Annotated in this window: 12 protein-coding genes; 8 read left to right on the plus strand and 4 right to left on the minus strand. The window is 57.9% G+C overall.

Going from position 1 to position 16,157, the window contains the following annotated elements:
• Nucleotides 1-284: 284 nt before the first annotated feature.
• The 7 genes from ACT3TC_RS06720 to etfB all read left to right on the plus strand — a co-directional run bounded on the left by ACT3TC_RS06720 (nt 285) and on the right by etfB (nt 9,504).
• A complete protein-coding gene (locus tag ACT3TC_RS06720) occupies nt 285-1,421 on the plus strand; it encodes a GlxA family transcriptional regulator (RefSeq protein ID WP_444631024.1) in 1,137 nt (378 codons plus the stop codon).
• Between the two features lie 197 nt (nt 1,422-1,618).
• On the plus strand, nt 1,619-2,596 hold the full coding sequence (locus ACT3TC_RS06725) for a dipeptidase (protein WP_172116829.1): 978 nt from the start codon (nt 1,619-1,621) through the stop codon (nt 2,594-2,596).
• Nucleotides 2,597-2,692: 96 nt separating this feature from the next.
• Nucleotides 2,693-3,226 (plus strand): DUF5943 domain-containing protein, encoded by a 534-nt coding sequence (locus tag ACT3TC_RS06730; protein ID WP_192526879.1) that lies wholly within the window; start codon nt 2,693-2,695, stop codon nt 3,224-3,226.
• Nucleotides 3,227-3,237: 11 nt separating this feature from the next.
• Nucleotides 3,238-5,310 carry a dimethylglycine demethylation protein DgcA gene (gene dgcA / locus ACT3TC_RS06735; RefSeq protein ID WP_193054054.1) on the plus strand — a complete coding sequence of 691 codons (2,073 nt, stop codon included), beginning with the start codon at nt 3,238-3,240 and terminating at the stop codon, nt 5,308-5,310.
• 84 nt (nt 5,311-5,394) lie between these two features.
• Entirely contained in the window at nt 5,395-7,416 is a 2,022-nt protein-coding gene (locus ACT3TC_RS06740) for a (Fe-S)-binding protein (RefSeq protein WP_444639558.1), read from the plus strand.
• Entirely contained in the window at nt 7,413-8,690 is a 1,278-nt protein-coding gene (gene etfA, locus ACT3TC_RS06745) for an electron transfer flavoprotein subunit alpha (protein ID WP_444639559.1), read from the plus strand. Before ACT3TC_RS06740 ends, etfA begins: the two co-directional genes overlap by 4 nt.
• Nucleotides 8,680-9,504, plus strand: coding sequence for an electron transfer flavoprotein subunit beta (gene etfB / locus ACT3TC_RS06750; protein WP_192526875.1), 825 nt, complete (start codon nt 8,680-8,682; stop codon nt 9,502-9,504). The genes etfA and etfB overlap by 11 nt, the downstream gene beginning before the upstream one ends.
• Nucleotides 9,505-9,592: 88 nt before the next feature.
• Here the strand turns inward: etfB and ACT3TC_RS06755 are convergent, their stop codons facing one another.
• The 3 genes from ACT3TC_RS06755 to ACT3TC_RS06765 form a co-directional block, all read right to left on the minus strand.
• Complete coding sequence (locus tag ACT3TC_RS06755; RefSeq protein ID WP_444639560.1) at nt 9,593-10,480, minus strand: DMT family transporter; 888 nt, start codon at nt 10,478-10,480, stop codon at nt 9,593-9,595.
• Between the two features lie 96 nt (nt 10,481-10,576).
• Nucleotides 10,577-12,328 (minus strand): sodium:solute symporter family protein, encoded by a 1,752-nt coding sequence (locus ACT3TC_RS06760; protein ID WP_444639561.1) that lies wholly within the window; start codon nt 12,326-12,328, stop codon nt 10,577-10,579.
• A 176-nt stretch (nt 12,329-12,504) separates the two neighbouring features.
• Entirely contained in the window at nt 12,505-14,082 is a 1,578-nt protein-coding gene (locus ACT3TC_RS06765) for a BCCT family transporter (protein ID WP_444639562.1), read from the minus strand.
• 200 nt (nt 14,083-14,282) lie between these two features.
• Between ACT3TC_RS06765 and ACT3TC_RS06770 the strand changes: the two genes are divergently transcribed.
• Nucleotides 14,283-14,516 carry a hypothetical protein gene (locus tag ACT3TC_RS06770; protein WP_444639563.1) on the plus strand — a complete coding sequence of 78 codons (234 nt, stop codon included), beginning with the start codon at nt 14,283-14,285 and terminating at the stop codon, nt 14,514-14,516.
• Between the two features lie 98 nt (nt 14,517-14,614).
• Here ACT3TC_RS06770 and ACT3TC_RS06775 read toward each other — a convergent pair whose 3' ends face one another.
• On the minus strand, nt 14,615-15,901 hold the full coding sequence (locus ACT3TC_RS06775) for an aromatic ring-hydroxylating oxygenase subunit alpha (protein ID WP_444627343.1): 1,287 nt from the start codon (nt 15,899-15,901) through the stop codon (nt 14,615-14,617).
• Between the last annotated feature and the right edge of the window lie 256 nt (nt 15,902-16,157).

Here is a 16,157-nt window from a genome sequence, read left to right on the forward strand (position 1 = left end):
GGTTCAATGACTTATTAAAACGACACTGAATGTTGAAAAAACGTTTCGCTAATCACTGACACCCGCTTAGTATCGGTATTTACCGCCTTTAAAACGACCTCAAGCATTCTATTTGCGACACCCGTTGAGTTGCCTTTCAGATTGCTTTGTCAGTATAAGCGTCATTCGTGCCAATATGCAGGCAAGCAGCACGTATCTAGCGCAGGGGCTCACAACAAGACACCAGCGACATAGAACGATAATAAAAAGAACATCAATGATGTTAGGTGATAGAGGTAAAGACCATGACCACCGATCAATCCCAAAAAACCATGCCAGTAGGTCACTCGCACATACCGCAAACGCTCGGTTTTCTGCTGCTGGACAACTTCACCCTCATTTCGCTGGCGTCAGCGATTGAACCACTGCGTATGGCAAACCAGTTGGCGGGGCGAGAGCTTTACCGCTGGTATACCTTGACTCAGGACGGTGCACCGGTGCGCGCCAGCGACGGCCTTAATGTGACGCCGGACGCCTCTATCCATGCGCCGCTCTCACTTGATTGGGTAGTCGTATGTGGCGGGGTCGCTCCTCAGCACAGCGTTAGCCGTGAGCATATTCAATGGCTACAGGCTCAGTCGCGCCAGCTGCGACGCTTGGGTGCTATCTGTACCGGTAGCTGGGCGCTGGGTCAGGCGGGCTTACTGGATCATTATGAAATCAGCATTCATTGGGAGTGCCTGGCCTCTCTTCAGGAAGCCTTTCCGAAAATCGTCCTGACGACGCGGCTGTTTTCCATTGACCGTAACCGTTTCACTGCCTCGGGCGGCACGGCGCCGCTGGATATGATGCTCAACCTGATCGCTCACGATCACGGCAAGGAGCTTTCCGCCGGTATTTCCGAAATGTTCGTCTATGAGCGTATGCGTAACGAGCAGGATCAGCAGCGTGTGCCGTTAAAACACGTGCTGGGTACGACGCAGCCCAAGTTGCTGGAAATCGTCGCGTTGATGGAATCCAACCTTGAAGAGCCGCTTGAGCTTGATGAGTTGGCAAGCTATGTCGATGTTTCCCGCCGCCAGCTGGAGCGACTGTTCCAGCGTTACTTACACTGTTCGCCTTCCAGGTATTACCTAAAGCTGCGCCTGGTCAGGGCGCGCCAACTGCTCAAACAAACGCCTCTCTCGATCATTGAGATTGCCTCGGTATGCGGCTTTGTTTCTACCCCGCATTTTTCCAAGTGCTATCGGGAATGTTTTGGTATTCCGCCACGCGATGAGCGCCTGGGCATCCATACACGCCAAAAAGCGCCGGAAAAAATTCCTCCTCTGCTGAAGCGCTGGGGAGCAGAACCTGTCAGCAACGAGCCGGCATCAAGCGCGCTGCTGGCTCTGGCCTATGCCCAAGGCGAACCCACCTTTGCCAGCGTTCCGCTTGGCTAAACGGGTGTACCACCGCTGAACTAGAGCTGCCGCAAGGCGGCTCTTTTTTTTGTACCGTGTTTTCTGCTTATTCACCAGGCTTCCTGTGCCTGCATTTCTCATGATGACGCTTTTGGAATTTCCATCGTCGTTTCCAAGAGCAGATAGGCACCACCTCAGCGCTATGCTCCCTACATAAACAATTCAGGAGCCACGTTATGAACCCTGCCGAATTACACCAGGACGCCATCGTCATTGACGGCCTAATCATTGCCAAATGGAATCGCGAACTGCTGGAAGACATGCGCCGTGGCGGCCTGACGGCAGCCAACTGCACTGTCTCGGTTTGGGAGGGGTTCAAGGCAACGGTGGACAATATTGTCGCCTCCAACAAACTGATGGAAGAGTGCAGCGACCTGGTTCGCCCGGTGCGTACCACCGCCGACATCATGCGCGCCAAGGAAGAGGGCAAGACCGGAATCATCTTTGGTTTCCAGAATGCGCACGCCTTTGAAGATCAGATCGGCTATGTCGAGATCTTCAAACAGCTCGGCGTAGGCATTGTGCAGATGTGCTACAACACCCAAAACCTGGTCGGTACTGGCTGCTACGAGCGTGACGGCGGGCTGTCCGGCTTTGGCCGCGAGATCGTTGCCGAAATGAACCGTGTGGGTATGCTGTGCGATCTTTCCCACGTAGGCGCCAAGACCTCTGAAGAAGTCATTCTTGAGTCCAAAAAGCCGGTGTGCTACTCCCACTGCCTGCCCTCCGGACTCAAGGAACACCCGCGCAACAAGTCGGATGCAGAGCTCAAGTTCATCGCCGACCACGGCGGCTTTGTCGGCGTCACCATGTTCACCCCGTTCCTCAAGAAGGGCGTTGATTCGACCATCGACGATTACTGCGAAGCGATTGAGTACATCATGAACATCGTGGGTGAAGACGCCATCGGTATCGGCACCGATTTCACCCAAGGCCATGACCAGAACTTCTTTGAGTGGCTGACCCACGACAAGGGCTATGCCCGCCGCCTGACCAGCTTCGGCAAGATCATTAATCCCGAAGGTATCCGTACTATCGGCGAATTCCCCAACTTGACAGAGGCGCTTCTCAAGCGCGGCCTGAGCGAATCTCAGGTCAGAAAAATCATGGGCGAGAACTGGGTTAGAACCTTGAAGGATGTGTGGGGCGAATAAGTACATGCACAGCCTGTACTGCCGTTCGACGAGATCCTGGAAGCCACTGAATAACTCAATGTCTTTTGAATAAATATAAGTGTAAGGAATACAACCGTGACCAAAACCGCCCCCGAGCTCCCGATTGACGTCGACAGCGAAACCGGTATCTGGACAACCGACGCGCTGCCGATGCTGTATGTCCCGCGCCACTTCTTCGTCAACAACCACGTCGCCATTGAAGAGGCCCTAGGTGCTGAAAAATACGCCGACATCCTCTACCAAGCGGGCTATAAAAGCGCTTGGCACTGGTGTGAAAAAGAGGCCGAACTCCACGGTATGGAAGGCGTGGACGTGTTCGAGCACTACATGAAGCGTCTTTCGCAGCGCGGCTGGGGCATCTTCGTGACTGAAGAGATTGACCTGAATGCAGGCACGGCCCGCGTGCGCCTTGAACACAGCGCCTTCGTGTATCAGATGGGCAAAGTGGACCGTAAAATCGAGTACATGTTCACCGGCTGGTTTGCCGGTGCCATGGACCAGATTCTGAGTGCGCGTGGAAGCTCGCTGCGCACGGTTGCCGAACAGACCCAAAGCGGCGCCGAAAAGGGCTGTGAGTACGGCCTGTTTGTTGTCACGCCCAAGAACTGAGGATCGCTGCCATGGCATTTGAGGCACTGTTCAAGCCGATCCAAATCGGCAACCAAACCATTCGTAACCGTGTGGTCAGTACGGCCCACGCCGAGGTGCACGCCACCGACGGCGGCATGACCACAGACCGCTACGTCAAATACTACGAAGAGAAGGCCAAGGGCGGCTGCGGCCTGTGCATCTGCGGCGGCTCGTCGATTGTTTCCATCGACAGCCCCCAGGGCTGGTGGAGTTCGGTCAATCTCTCGACCGACCGCATCATCCCGTACTTTCAGAACCTGGCCGATGCCGTGCACAAGCATGGCGGCAAGATCATGATCCAGATCACCCACATGGGCCGTCGCTCACGCTGGGATGGCTTCGACTGGTCGACGCTGGTATCGCCGTCGGGCATTCGCGAGCCAGTGCATCGCTCGACCTGCAAGACGATCGAAGTAGAAGAGATCTGGCGCATTATCGGTGACTTCGCCCAGGCCGCGCGCCGGGCGAAGGAAGGCGGTCTCGACGGCGTTGAGCTCTCTGCCGTACACCAGCACCTGATTGATCAGTTCTGGAGCCCGCGCGTCAACAAGCGCACCGATGAGTGGGGCGGCAGCTTCGAAAATCGCATGCGTTTTGGCATGGAAGTGATCAAGGCGGTGCGCGCCGAGGTGGGCAATGACTTCGTGGTGGGCCTGCGCATTACCGGGGACGAGTTCCACCCCGATGGCCTCGACCACGAGGAAATGAAGCGCATCGCGGCCTATCATGACGCCACCGGCATGATCGACTACTTCGGCGTGATAGGCTCTGGCTGTGATACCCACAACACCCTGGCCAACGTCATTCCGAACATGTCGTTTCCGCCGGAGCCCTTCCTGCACCTGGCCTCAGGCATCAAGGAAGTGGTCAATGTGCCGGTCATCCATGCCCAGAACATCAAGGACCCCAATCAGGCCCAGCGTATTCTTGAAGGTGGCTACGTGGACCTGGTAGGCATGACCCGTGCTCATATTGCCGACCCGCACATCATCGCCAAAATCAAGATGGGCCAGATCGACCAGATTAAACAGTGCGTAGGTGCCAACTACTGCATCGACCGGCAGTACCAAGGACTCGACGTGCTGTGTATTCAGAACGCCGCGACCGCACGTGAATACATGGGGCTGCCGCATATTGTCGAGAAAAGCGAAGGCCCCAAACGCAAGATAGTCATCGTGGGCGGTGGCCCGGGGGGCATGGAAGCGGCACACGTATGCGCCAAGCGCGGTCATGATGTCACCCTGTTTGAAGCCCAGGATCAGCTCGGTGGTCAGATCACTCTGGCCTCGAAAGCCCCCCAGCGCGATCAGATTGCTGGCATCACTCGCTGGTACCAGCTGGAGCTGGCACGCCTTGAGATCGACCTGCGCCTGAATACCCGTGCCGACGAAGCGACCATTGCTGATCTGCGCCCGGACATAGTAATTCTGGCCACCGGAGGGCAGCCGTTCCTCTCCCAGGTACCGGAGTGGGGTTACGACAGCGACCTGGGCAAGAGCCTGGTGGTCAGCACTTGGGACATTCTTAGCGGCAGCGTAGCGCCGGGCAAGAATGTACTAGTCTACGACACTATCTGCGAGTTCTCCGGCGTTTCAGCGGCCGACTACTTGGCAGACAAGGGATCAAAGGTCGAGATCGTTACCGACGATATCAAGCCGGGTGCCGCGGTGGGTGGCACCACCTTCCCGACCTACTACCGCAGCCTGTACGAGAAAGAGGTGATCATGACCTCGGATCTCGCCCTGCATAAGGTATATCGCGAAGGCGACTCACTGGTGGCGGTGCTTGAAAACGAGTACTCCGGCGCGTTAGAAGAGCGGGTGGTGGATCAGGTGGTGGTGGAAAACGGCGTGCGCCCGGATGAAGCCCTCTACTACAGCCTCAAGGAGCAGTCGCGTAACAAGGGCCAGACCGATATCGAAGCGCTCTACGCGATCAAGCCTCAGCCCTGTCTGTCTGAAAGCGGCGATGGCTTCGTGCTGTTCCGTCTGGGTGACTGCACCGCGCCACGCAACACGCATGCCGCCATTTATGACGCGCTGCGGTTATGCAAGGACTTCTGACCCACTAACGCTGTAAGCTGAATGTCATGGGCCATCAGGCTCATGACATTTCGTACTTACGGTGTCTCTGAGAGGAGAGACGCCATGCTTGATACCCTCCTACCGATACTGCTGTTTTCTGCGCTGTTACTGGCTGCCATTGGAGCTGTGCGCCGTGTGCGTCTGTGGCGCCAGGGGCGGCCCTCTCCTGCACCGATTATCCGCGGCTTGATGCAGGTACCCAGGCGCTACCTGGTGGATCTACACCACGTTGTCGAGCGGGATAAACTCATCTCCCATACCCACGTGGCCACCGCGAGCGGCTTTGTGCTGGCCGCATTACTGGCGATTGTGGTGCATGGCTTTGGGCTTGATAGCACTATCTTGGCCTGGGTATTGCTGGCCGCCACGGTGAGCATGTTCCTGGGTAGTTTAGTGGTTGCCAAGCGGCGCAGCCCGCCACCCTCACGGCTTTCCAAAGGGCCGTGGATGCGCCTGCCCAAGAGCCTAATGGCGTTCTCCATCGGCATGTTCGTGGTGACGCTGCCCACTGCCGGTATTCTGCCAGAAGGCTTTTTCCAAAGCGGAGCAGGCTGGCTGGCTGCACTGGTGCTGGCCGGTGTCATCACTTGGGGCCTTGGCGAGATGTTCTTCGGCATGACCTGGGGCGGGCCGATGAAACACGCTTTTGCCGGCGCCCTGCACCTGGCCTTCCATCGCCGCCCCGAGCGTTTTTCCAAGCGCGCTGGCGGAGAGCACCGCTCAACCGGGCTCAAACCGTTGGCGCTGGATGACGAAAGTGCCAAGCTCGGCGTTGAGGTACCGGCTGACTTCACCTGGAACCAGCTGTTAGGCTTTGATGCCTGCGTTCAGTGTGGGCGCTGTGAAGCCGTCTGCCCGGCCTTTGCCGCCGGCCAGCCGCTCAACCCCAAGAAGCTGATTCAGGACATGGTGGTCGGCATGGCAGGCGGCACCGACGCCCACTATGCAGGCTCGCCCTACCCCGGCAAGCCGGTCGGCGAGCATGGCGGCAGCCCCCACGACCCGATTGTTGCCCGCACGGGTAGCGCATTGGTGGATGCCGAAACGTTGTGGTCCTGCACGACCTGCCGCGCCTGCGTTGAAGAGTGCCCTATGATGATTGAGCACGTTGATGCCATCGTCGATATGCGCCGCTTTCTGACCCTGGAGCACGGTAATACGCCCAATAAGGGCGCCGAAGTGCTAGACAACCTGATTGCGACCGACAACCCCGGCGGCTTCGAACCTGACTCACGCCTGCACTGGGCGGCAGACCTCAATCTGCCGCTGATGGCCGACAAGCGCGAAGCCGAGGTGCTGCTGTGGCTGGGCGATGGCGTGTTTGACATGCGCAACCAGCGCACGCTGCGCGCGTTTATCAGTGTGCTGCGTGCTGCCGAGATCGACTTCGCCGTACTGGGTAATGAAGAGCGTGATAGCGGCGATGTCGCCCGCCGTCTGGGCGATGAGGCTACTTTCCAGAGTTTGGCGCGGCGCAACATTAAGACGTTGAGCCAGTACCGCTTCGCACGCATCGTTACCTGTGACCCGCACAGTTTCCACGTGCTGAAAAACGAGTACGCCGATCTCAGCACCGCCGACATGCCTTCCCGGTATGAGGTTTTCCATCACAGCACCTATATCAACCAGCTCGTCACCGACGGCAAGCTCACGTTCAAAGCCTGGAAAGGCGGCAACGTGACTTATCACGACCCCTGCTACCTGGGCCGTTATAACGGTGAATACGAAGCCCCACGCGCGGTGCTCAAGGCGCTAGGGATTGAGGTTAAGGAGATGGCTCGCTCTGGCTATCGCTCGCGCTGCTGCGGTGGCGGTGGCGGCGCACCGATCACCGATATTCCTGGCAAGCAGCGGATTCCCGATATGCGTATGGAAGATGTTCGCGAAGCCGGTGCTGACCTGGTCGCGGTAGGCTGCCCACAGTGCACTGCGATGCTTGAAGGCGTGGTAGAACCCCGCGCTGACATCAAGGATATCGCCGAACTGGTCGCCGACGCGTTGATCATCACAACGCCTGACGAAAAGGCGACCCAAAGTAAGCCCGCGCCAGCATCACCGCGCGCCACCCTGGAGGTAATGCCATGAGCGAGTTTGTTCGTCGTGACCCTCGAAAAGAGTGGATCGCCCGCAACCGCCTGCACCCGCAACATCTTGAGATGCTCGCCGAACTGGGTGGCGGCGCAGTAGCCAGCGAATGGATGGGGCCTAACGGCGTGATGCGCCGCAACCCCCATGCGGTCGGCTTCATCGGTCCCAACGGCATTCGGCGCATTGATCGTAGCGGCGTCCAGCAGGCGGCACAGGCGCCAGGGCGCAGCGTTGAGGCCAAGGATACGAGGACGCCGGTCACTATCGACACTCCCGCCTTTATGGTGGCGGTCGTACCGGATATGGCTGGTGGGCGCCTTTCCTCCCACGACCGTGATCTGTTAGGGCTTGCCCGCCAGCTAGCCGATGCCGACCCGGCCCAGCCTGGTGCCGTACTGGCCGTGGTGTTTGGCGAGCATAAAGAAACCACCTTTGACGAGGCGGGTATTGACCGGCTACTACACTTGGAAGGCGAGCGTTTCTCGGGCTACCTGCCGGAGCTTAGCGTCGCCACCTTGCAGAGCGTAGATCGTGAAATGATGCCCCGCTACTGGCTGCTACCCGACTCAAGCGTTGGCGGTGAGCTCGGCAGGCGCCTCGCCACAAGGCTTGGCGAGCGCCCGGCCGCTCAGGTCTGGCAGGTCGAGGCAGACACTGAAAGCGCAACCGGCTGGCGCTGTACCGCACGTGGTGCGGCAGGTAGAAACGACATTACCCGCGTCCTGCCCCGTATCGTACTGGCCTTGGCCGAGTGCGCCGACCCGGTCAGCGAAACCCGCCACGCGGCTGAGCCGATCACACTTTCTAACGGGCTTCCCGAAATACTCGGCCGCATTGAGGACATGGGCGAAGTCGCGGTGGACCCGGCCAGCGTATCGCTCGCGGAAGCAGAATTTATCCTTTCTGCTGGCAATGGCGTGAAAAGCTGGGATAGCTATCATCACGCTGCCGAGGTGCTCGGCGCCACCAAAGGCGCCTCACGGGTGGTGGTGGATGACGGCTTTATGCCGCGTGACCGCCAAGTGGGCGCCACCGGCACCTGGGTCTCTGCCCGCGTTTATGTAGCGGTAGGAATTTCCGGCGCTATCCAGCATCTTCAGGGCATTCAGAGCTGCGAGAAGGTGGTGGCGATCAACCTCGATGAAGGCTGCGATATGGTCAAACGTGCCGACCTGGCAGTGATCGGCGATGCCAGCCAGATACTCGCTGCCCTTGTTACACGGGTTGAGCAGTACCGCGCTGAACAGCAGGAGAATCGCGATGCCGCATGATGTCAGTAACAAAAGTGCCAAGCAATCAACCGCCAACGCGCTGAACGTCGCTGTACTGGTTTCGGTAGGCCAACACCCACTGACCGCGCGCGCACGCCGCGCCGACCAGGATGCCCGAGCGGTAGAAATGGCCCTGACGCTGGAAAACGCCTCGGTCAGCCTGCTACATGCCGGCCAGCAAAATAGCGATCATGAAGAGGCCATCCGCGGCTATCTCGGCATGGGTATCAACTCTGTTGGCTTGATCGAGCAGCAACCCCACGCCGATGTAATCCCCGCGCTGGCCAACGCGTTACGCGCCAGCGCCCCGCAGTTGGTGCTGACCGGTACTCGCGCCGAAACCGGCGAAGCCTCGGGTGTAACGCCCTACCTACTGGCCGAGGCGCTTGGCTGGCCGATCATTACCGGTCTAGCGGCGGTAGAAAAGGTCGAGCAGGGGGTGATCACGGTGCTGCAAGCATTGCCGCGCGGCAAGCGGCGGCGCCTGCGCATTCGTCTACCGGCGCTTGCCACGGTGGACAGCAGCGCGCCCGCTGCCCGCCAAAGTGCCTTTGGCCCCGCCAGGCGCGGCGAGTTAGCCCATCAAAAAGCGGCCAGCGAGCTTGATGAAGCACTAAGCACTTGGCAGTTCCAGCCAGCGCGCAAGCGTCCCAAGCGGCTTAAGATCGTTAAGTCATCATCGGCGCGTGACCGTTTCAAAGCCGCCGCTGCCAAGTCCGGCGGTGGTGGTGGGCAGACGCTTAACGACGTCACCCCAGAACAGGGTGCCGAAGCGATCTTCAAACTGCTCAAGGAGGAAGGAGTACTGCGTTAGGCGCACTGCTTCATGATAACGATACTGTCAGCCCGCCTTCTCGGCGGGCTTTTTAGTCCAGGTTCACAAGCGGCAAACGTCAAACGTACTACTTCCCCATAAAGCCCGGGTATAGCCGCAGGCGCTGCCTTTCCAAATGCAGGCCAATCCCCGCATGTACCATCAGCACGCTGATCACCACTGCCCCGCCCGCAAGCGTTGAGGCTGTGGGCTGTTCGCCCAACAACCACCATACCCAAAGCGTACCCAGCGCGGTTTCAACCAGATAGAACAACGCCACTTCCGTCGACGGCAGATAGCGGGTAGCGCTGTTGATCAGCACGGTGGCCAGCGGCATCTGAATAAGCCCCATCACCGCGAGGACGCCATAGCGTGGGGCATCCAGCGCAAACGGCGAAGCCAAAGGCAGCGCGATTGCCGCAGAAAGCAAGCCCCCGCCAGCAATCACCACGATGCGATCAATGCTCGGAAAGCGGCGCAGCACCGTCAAATTACCGCCAATCGCCGCTGCCGCCGCCAGCGCATAAAGATTGCCTACCAGCATGCCGTGAGCGCCCTCGCCCATAAAGACCAAACTCATGCCCAGCATGCAGACGGCGATCGCAACCAACGTGCGCAAAGCGACACGCTCTTTGAGAAACACCCGTGAAAACAGGGCAGCGAACAACGGCGCAGTGCTAAGGATCACCACCACGTTGGCTACGTTGGCGTTCATCACCGCGAGTACGAAAAACGCCGAAATCAGCCCCAACAGTATTGCCGAAACCAGCGATGAAAAAGGGTTCACGCGTAGCGTGGCCAGTCGGTTGCCTCGACAACACGCAAGCCCCAGCACACAGAACATCAAAAAGCCGCGCCAGAAGACGATGGTCCAACCCTCGGTATCGGCAAGGCGGATCAGCAGGCCGTCGAAACTGAGAAACACCACCCCCAGTACCACCATCAACAGACCGCGCTGATAACCACTTAACTGCATGATATTGACTCCCGGTTGGCAGAAAAAGACAACCGCTCACCCATGGGTGAGCGGTTAAGCGTAACAGTTGAGCGCAGGCTCACGGCCCAGGCCGTGTTAACGACCAGGTGACACGGCCACCGGCGCAGTTGAAGCCTTCTGCTGGCGAGGGCGAACTACCCAGAACCCTACGGCTCCCGCCATCAGCAACATGCTCCCGCAGCCGACCGCCAGCATATAGCCGCCCTGCACGGCACTGCCAGGCACACTAAACTGCTCGGCGAACCCGGCCAGCGTGACCGCGTACTGTTGCCAGAGAAATACCCCGATGGCGCCACCGGAAAGCATGGTGCACAGCGCAATCACACGGGTGCCTGTCACCCAGCCACTGACGGCCTGAGCATCAAATGTATGCAGAAACGTCTGGTACTCTTTCTCGGCCTGGCTGACATGGGTAAACCTGGAAGCCAGCGTAATCGACACCAGCGCCATCAAGGTGCTTAGCAGTACCGGGTGCAAATATACCGGCAGGCTAAGCCACTCGGCCTGAATCATCATCGACAGCGCGACGTTACCCACAAAGCCCACCGCTAAGCCCCAGCCCGCGCCTGCGGCGGTAATCCGCTTGCTCCAGATGCTCATCAAGGCAACCGGCCCCCAGGAAGAGGCAAATAGCGTGGCGGCAAACCATACCACTGACATAACCGCAGGCGGTTGAAACAGCGCCAGCAGCAGTGCTATCAAGCCCGCAGCGAGCACCGCAATACGGCTTTTACGCATGGCCGACGTCTCATCTTGCGAGGCTGAGAGGATATCGTTGGAGAGGCTAAAGCCGATGATCGACAGAAACGTCGAGCAAGACGATAGCCCCGCCGCAAAGACGCCCGTTAGAATGACCACGCCAAGCCAGGTTGGCAGCACGTTGAGCGCCACCCAAATCATGGAGCGCTCCGGGTCCAGCCCAGCATCGTAAAGATTGATGGCCGCCCCGGTCATCATCATCAATGCGTAGAAGATGGCCAGCGCCACCGCCGTCAACATGGCCGAACGCATCACCACGTGCTCATTGCGGGCCATCAAGTAACGGCTGGATTGCCAAGGGCTCGCCGCCAGCACCGCCGCCCACACAAGGCCGAGTGTTAGTCCCCAGGTAAGCGCCTCGCCAGGCGAAGAGAAGCTGGCCTCAGGCCCTTCCAGCACGCCGTGCCATAGCGCAATGCCGGGCTTGTCGGTTTGGGTAAGCAGGCCTTCCACCACACCGTTCCACCCGCCCAAATCTTGAATCACATAGATCGAACCGCCCAAGGCTGCCAGCGAGAAGATCACAAACATGATGGTGTCGGTGAGCATGACACCGGGCGATCCCGAATAGAGAATAAAACCCGTATACGTTGCCCACACCAATACCAACCCGACCCAGTACGGCATACCGGTCAGCTCAGAGAACATGATGCCCGCGCCCTGCATAACGCCTAACAGATACGCGCCCAGGCCGATAATTGTGGTCAGCCCGGCAATCACCTGAACACGGCGTGAGGCAAAGCGCTTGCCAAAAAATTCCGGCACGGTACGTGCCCCGCTACGCCGAAGGTAACGCCCAAACACCAGCGCACCCAGCAGGCATCCCGAGGTGCTGACGGCCGCGAAGATCAGCATCACAAACGGATAGCCCTGATAGGCAAAACCCGTTTCACCGAGAAACGCGCTGGTGCTGAGATAGCTTGCTACCAGCGTGCCCAGGATAAAAAACGTGGGGGCATTGCGGCCAGCAACCAGATAATCATCCAGACCTTTGACGCGCCGTCCGGCGAGATGCCCGATAACAAAGTAGCCCACCAGGCTGAGCAGTATTGCGATGGTGTAAATCATGAGAATAGCCGTCAGGTTATTAATATTGCTTAGCCATGGTGCAATGCTTTGGCTGCCTACTCTTTGCTATTAGCGGCAACGCATGCAGGAATCACGACACGATATCCGCTAACCAATAGGGGCGCCATTGAAATGGCGCCCCTATTGGCAACAACAAAGTACAGCAAAAAATCTGACTATCGCGCTATTTTGGGCACCGCATTGAGCTCGCGCCACTCCTTGTGAAGCCCTTTATAAAGGCTGAAACACATCAGCAGAAGCACCAGCGTAAAGGGTAACCCTGTCGCCACCGCGCCTGCTTGCAGCGCGCTAAGCGCCGCGCTACCGCCACCGTAAAGCAGCACACCAGCGATGACACCTTCAAGCGCGGCCCAGAACACCCGCTGCCCCTTGGGCGCATCGGTTTTCCCGCCCGCGGTGATATTGTCGATGACGAGGGAGCCAGAATCCGCCGAGGTAATGAAAAAGACCAGCACCAGCACAATCGCCAGCGTCGAGGTGATGCCAGTGAACGGCAGTAGCTCCAGCATGTGGAACATGGCAAGCGAAACGTCGCTGATGCCGTTGGCTAATTCGCCCATGCTATTTTCGGCCTGAAACAGTGCCGCGCCGCCAAAGGTGCTCATCCATACCAGCGTGACCAGCGTCGGCACCAACAGCACCGCAATCAGGAACTCGCGTACCGTGCGCCCCCGGGATACGCGGGCAATAAACATCCCCACAAACGGCGACCAGGAGATCCACCACGCCCAGTAGAAGATGGTCCAGCCGTGATACCAGACGTCATCATCGCGGCCAATCCAGTTCGAAAGCGGCAGGATATGGCTGACATAGTCCACTGCTGTGGTGCCAATTCCCGTTATAATCATCAGCGTCGGTCCGGCGATTACCACAAACAGCAGCAGCACTGCCGCGACCACCATATTGATGTTCGAGAACAGCTTGACGCCGCCGTCGATTCCCCGCCATACCGAAAACAGTGCAATCACCGTAACCACCAGGATGATTGCCATCTGTGTTCCAAGGGTATTGGGTATGCCGAAAAGATAGGCAAGCCCGCCAGCCGCTTGGGTAGCGCCAAAGCCAAGCGACGTTGCCAAGCCAAAGATGGTTGCTAATACGGCAAGAATATCAATGGCATGGCCTGCCCAGCCGCGCGTTCGCTCACCCAAAATCGGGTAAAAAGCAGAGCGCAGGGTTAGCGGCAAGCCTTTATTGTAGGTAAAAAAAGCCAAGGATAGCGCGACAACGCCATAGATCGCCCATGGATGAAGCCCCCAATGAAACATGGTGGCGCCCATGGCGGCGCTAGCGCCCTCCGGTGTACCTGGGGGAATATTCAAGGGTGTACCGTACCAATCGGTGTAGTAGGCCACTGGTTCAGCAACACTCCAGAACATCAGCCCGATACCCATACCCGCCGCAAACAGCATGGCGAACCAGGAGGTGCGCGAGTATTCCGGCTTGGCATCACTTCCGCCCAAGCGTATCCGCCCAACCGGAAGACAGATAAGCGCCAGACAGAACACTACAAAAATATTACCCGCAATCATGAACAGCCAGTCGAAATGCTCAATCGACCAGTTCTTGGCAAGGCCAAGCTGGGTATTCGCAGCATCGGGATAGATCAGCGCATAAAGAATAAACAGCAGAATGGCGAGTGCGGAGAGCGGAAAGACGGGGTTATGGAAATCCAGCCCCATCACCTGCTTGTTATCCTGACCGGGGGTCAAAACAGGATCATCATGGTCCATAGGTTATCCTCATTGTTATTTTTTTCTGTACGCTAACCGCCGAGGTAGCGGATAGGGCGTTTAAATTTTTAGGCGATACTCACTTGCCCAGTTATTCAAAACCGACCCCGGCATAGCTATTGCCGCGTTGCCAGCGCTATTGCCAGCCGATTTATAGGTACACTGACAGACCAACAACCAACACAAGAGAGGATGCCGTCATGATGATTGTCGAACTGATTGATGGTGATGATTTTCGGGCACAGCTGACCGCGCTGGGTATCGATATTCCAGAGCACGCCGACCCCGATACATGTGCTCAAATCGCCGCTGAGACCCATCGCAAGCAGGCGGTTGCCGAGCTGCCAGCGTTGGTGCGCAAGCTTATCGATCAAAAGGACATTCTGCTGCCTTCGGTGCGCCACGCTATTGAGCGTTTTCTGCCCTTTGAGTAAGGGCATGAGCTGATTGATTAATGCGTTGATGAACGGATTGGCAATTGCTAAACGCAGGCTGGCCCGCCAAAGCGGGCCAGCCCATCATCAGCGTGCTGTTAGCCCTGCGCCAACTGCAGCGATACGCTATCGCTTCCCAAATTACTGAGCATGCGCTCGGAGTACCAATCAATAAAGTCGATGACGCCAAACTCGTAGGTTGGTGAATAGGGGCCGGGCTGGTAGGCCTTGGAGTTGATACCGCGCTGATTCTCTTCCGCCAGCTGGCGATCCTGATCGTTGGTGGCGTCCCACACGCGACGCATGTTTTCCGGGTCGTAATCCACGCCCTCTACCGCGTCCTTGTGCACCAGCCACTTGGTCGTGACCATGGTTTTCTGCGGGCCAAGCGGCAATACACGGAACACGACGGCATGGTCGCCCATGAAGTGGTTCCAGGAGTTGGGCAGGTGCAGAATGCGCAGCGAGCCCATGTCCGGGCTGGTCAACCGGCCCATCAGCTTGTTACACGCTGGCTTGCCATCCATGGTCATGGAGACCACGCCATCAAGTAGCGGTGTGCGCGTCAGGCGGTTACGCTTGTCAAAGCGCTTGAGCCGCCAAGGCACCTGCTCGCCGTTCCAATCGGCCTGCTTGCGGGTCACCAGGTCTTTATATTTGTCCGTCGCGCGCGGGTCTTCGGTATCGTCAAACTCGATTAGCGAGTTCAAAAGCTCTGGGTGCGCACCATTACAGTGATAACACTCGCGGTTATTCTCGATGACCAGCTTCCAGTTGGCCTGCTCAATAATACTCGACTCTACAGCGACCTTGACGTTATCCATCTGGTACGGCTCAAGGTAGTGCTCAAGCGTCTCCAGGAGGTCGTCGATGGCGGGCGGGTTATCGCTCAGATTAATAAATACAAAGCCCCCCGCCGTGCGCACGCTAACCGGCTTCAGCCCGAACTGGTTAAGGTCGAAGTCCGTACCCATGTCGCTTCCGGCAAACAGCAAGCGGCCGTCAAGCTCGTAAGTCCACTGATGGTAGGGGCATACCAGTTTAGCGACTTTTCCTTTGTCCTTGGTGCACAGCCGTGAGCCACGATGGCGACATACGTTATGAAAAGCATGAATCTGGCCTTCACCGCCACGCACAATCACAACGGGATTATCACCGATTTCCAAGGTCATAAAGTTGCCCTTGGCCGGGATCTCGCAAGTCATCCCTGCGAATAGCCACTCTTTTTCAAAGACTTCCTGCATGTCGAGCGCAAACAAGCGGGCGTCGTTATAGAACGGTTGGGGTAGAGAAAACGCGTGCGCGCGGGACTGTAGCATATCAACCGTCGCTTCACGCATGGCAGCCAGAGGGTCGTTGAGTGTGTCATCCATTGTCTTGTTCATACCAGATATCCTTTTAAATACCGCCTCCCTTACCCAGGGTGGCGACAGAGTCATTAACCAAACGTAATTGTGTTGTTGTTAAGTTGCTGAACCTGGCGATTGTGTGAAGCGCGCAGCGCTTGCTACTTGTTGATGGATTGTGGTCCACGCCATTTGCTTTCAATTGTCTGCCCACGACACTATGTGGCGTGGCGACGACGTGGGCGGAGATTTTTGATAGGCAGAAGGTGCCGCAAGGTAAGTGCGTGTCGCTAAC

Source organism: Halomonas sp. AOP27-A1-41 (genome assembly GCF_052378605.1).
GTDB lineage: Bacteria > Pseudomonadota > Gammaproteobacteria > Pseudomonadales > Halomonadaceae > Vreelandella > Vreelandella citrativorans.

Excerpts from the sequence above, each read along its gene's own strand:
- ACT3TC_RS06765 (WP_444639562.1), bottom strand. The coding sequence starts at position 14,082 with ATGGACCATGATGATCCTGTTTTGACCCCCGGTCAGGATAACAAGCAG.
- ACT3TC_RS06720 (WP_444631024.1), top strand. The coding sequence starts at position 285 with ATGACCACCGATCAATCCCAAAAAACCATGCCAGTAGGTCACTCGCAC.
- ACT3TC_RS06740 (WP_444639558.1), top strand. The coding sequence starts at position 5,395 with ATGCTTGATACCCTCCTACCGATACTGCTGTTTTCTGCGCTGTTACTG.
- etfA (WP_444639559.1), top strand. The coding sequence starts at position 7,413 with ATGAGCGAGTTTGTTCGTCGTGACCCTCGAAAAGAGTGGATCGCCCGC.
- ACT3TC_RS06755 (WP_444639560.1), bottom strand. The coding sequence starts at position 10,480 with ATGCAGTTAAGTGGTTATCAGCGCGGTCTGTTGATGGTGGTACTGGGG.
- dgcA (WP_193054054.1), top strand. The coding sequence starts at position 3,238 with ATGGCATTTGAGGCACTGTTCAAGCCGATCCAAATCGGCAACCAAACC.
- ACT3TC_RS06760 (WP_444639561.1), bottom strand. The coding sequence starts at position 12,328 with ATGATTTACACCATCGCAATACTGCTCAGCCTGGTGGGCTACTTTGTT.
- ACT3TC_RS06770 (WP_444639563.1), top strand. The coding sequence starts at position 14,283 with ATGATGATTGTCGAACTGATTGATGGTGATGATTTTCGGGCACAGCTG.
- ACT3TC_RS06725 (WP_172116829.1), top strand. The coding sequence starts at position 1,619 with ATGAACCCTGCCGAATTACACCAGGACGCCATCGTCATTGACGGCCTA.
- ACT3TC_RS06775 (WP_444627343.1), bottom strand. The coding sequence starts at position 15,901 with ATGAACAAGACAATGGATGACACACTCAACGACCCTCTGGCTGCCATG.
- etfB (WP_192526875.1), top strand. The coding sequence starts at position 8,680 with ATGCCGCATGATGTCAGTAACAAAAGTGCCAAGCAATCAACCGCCAAC.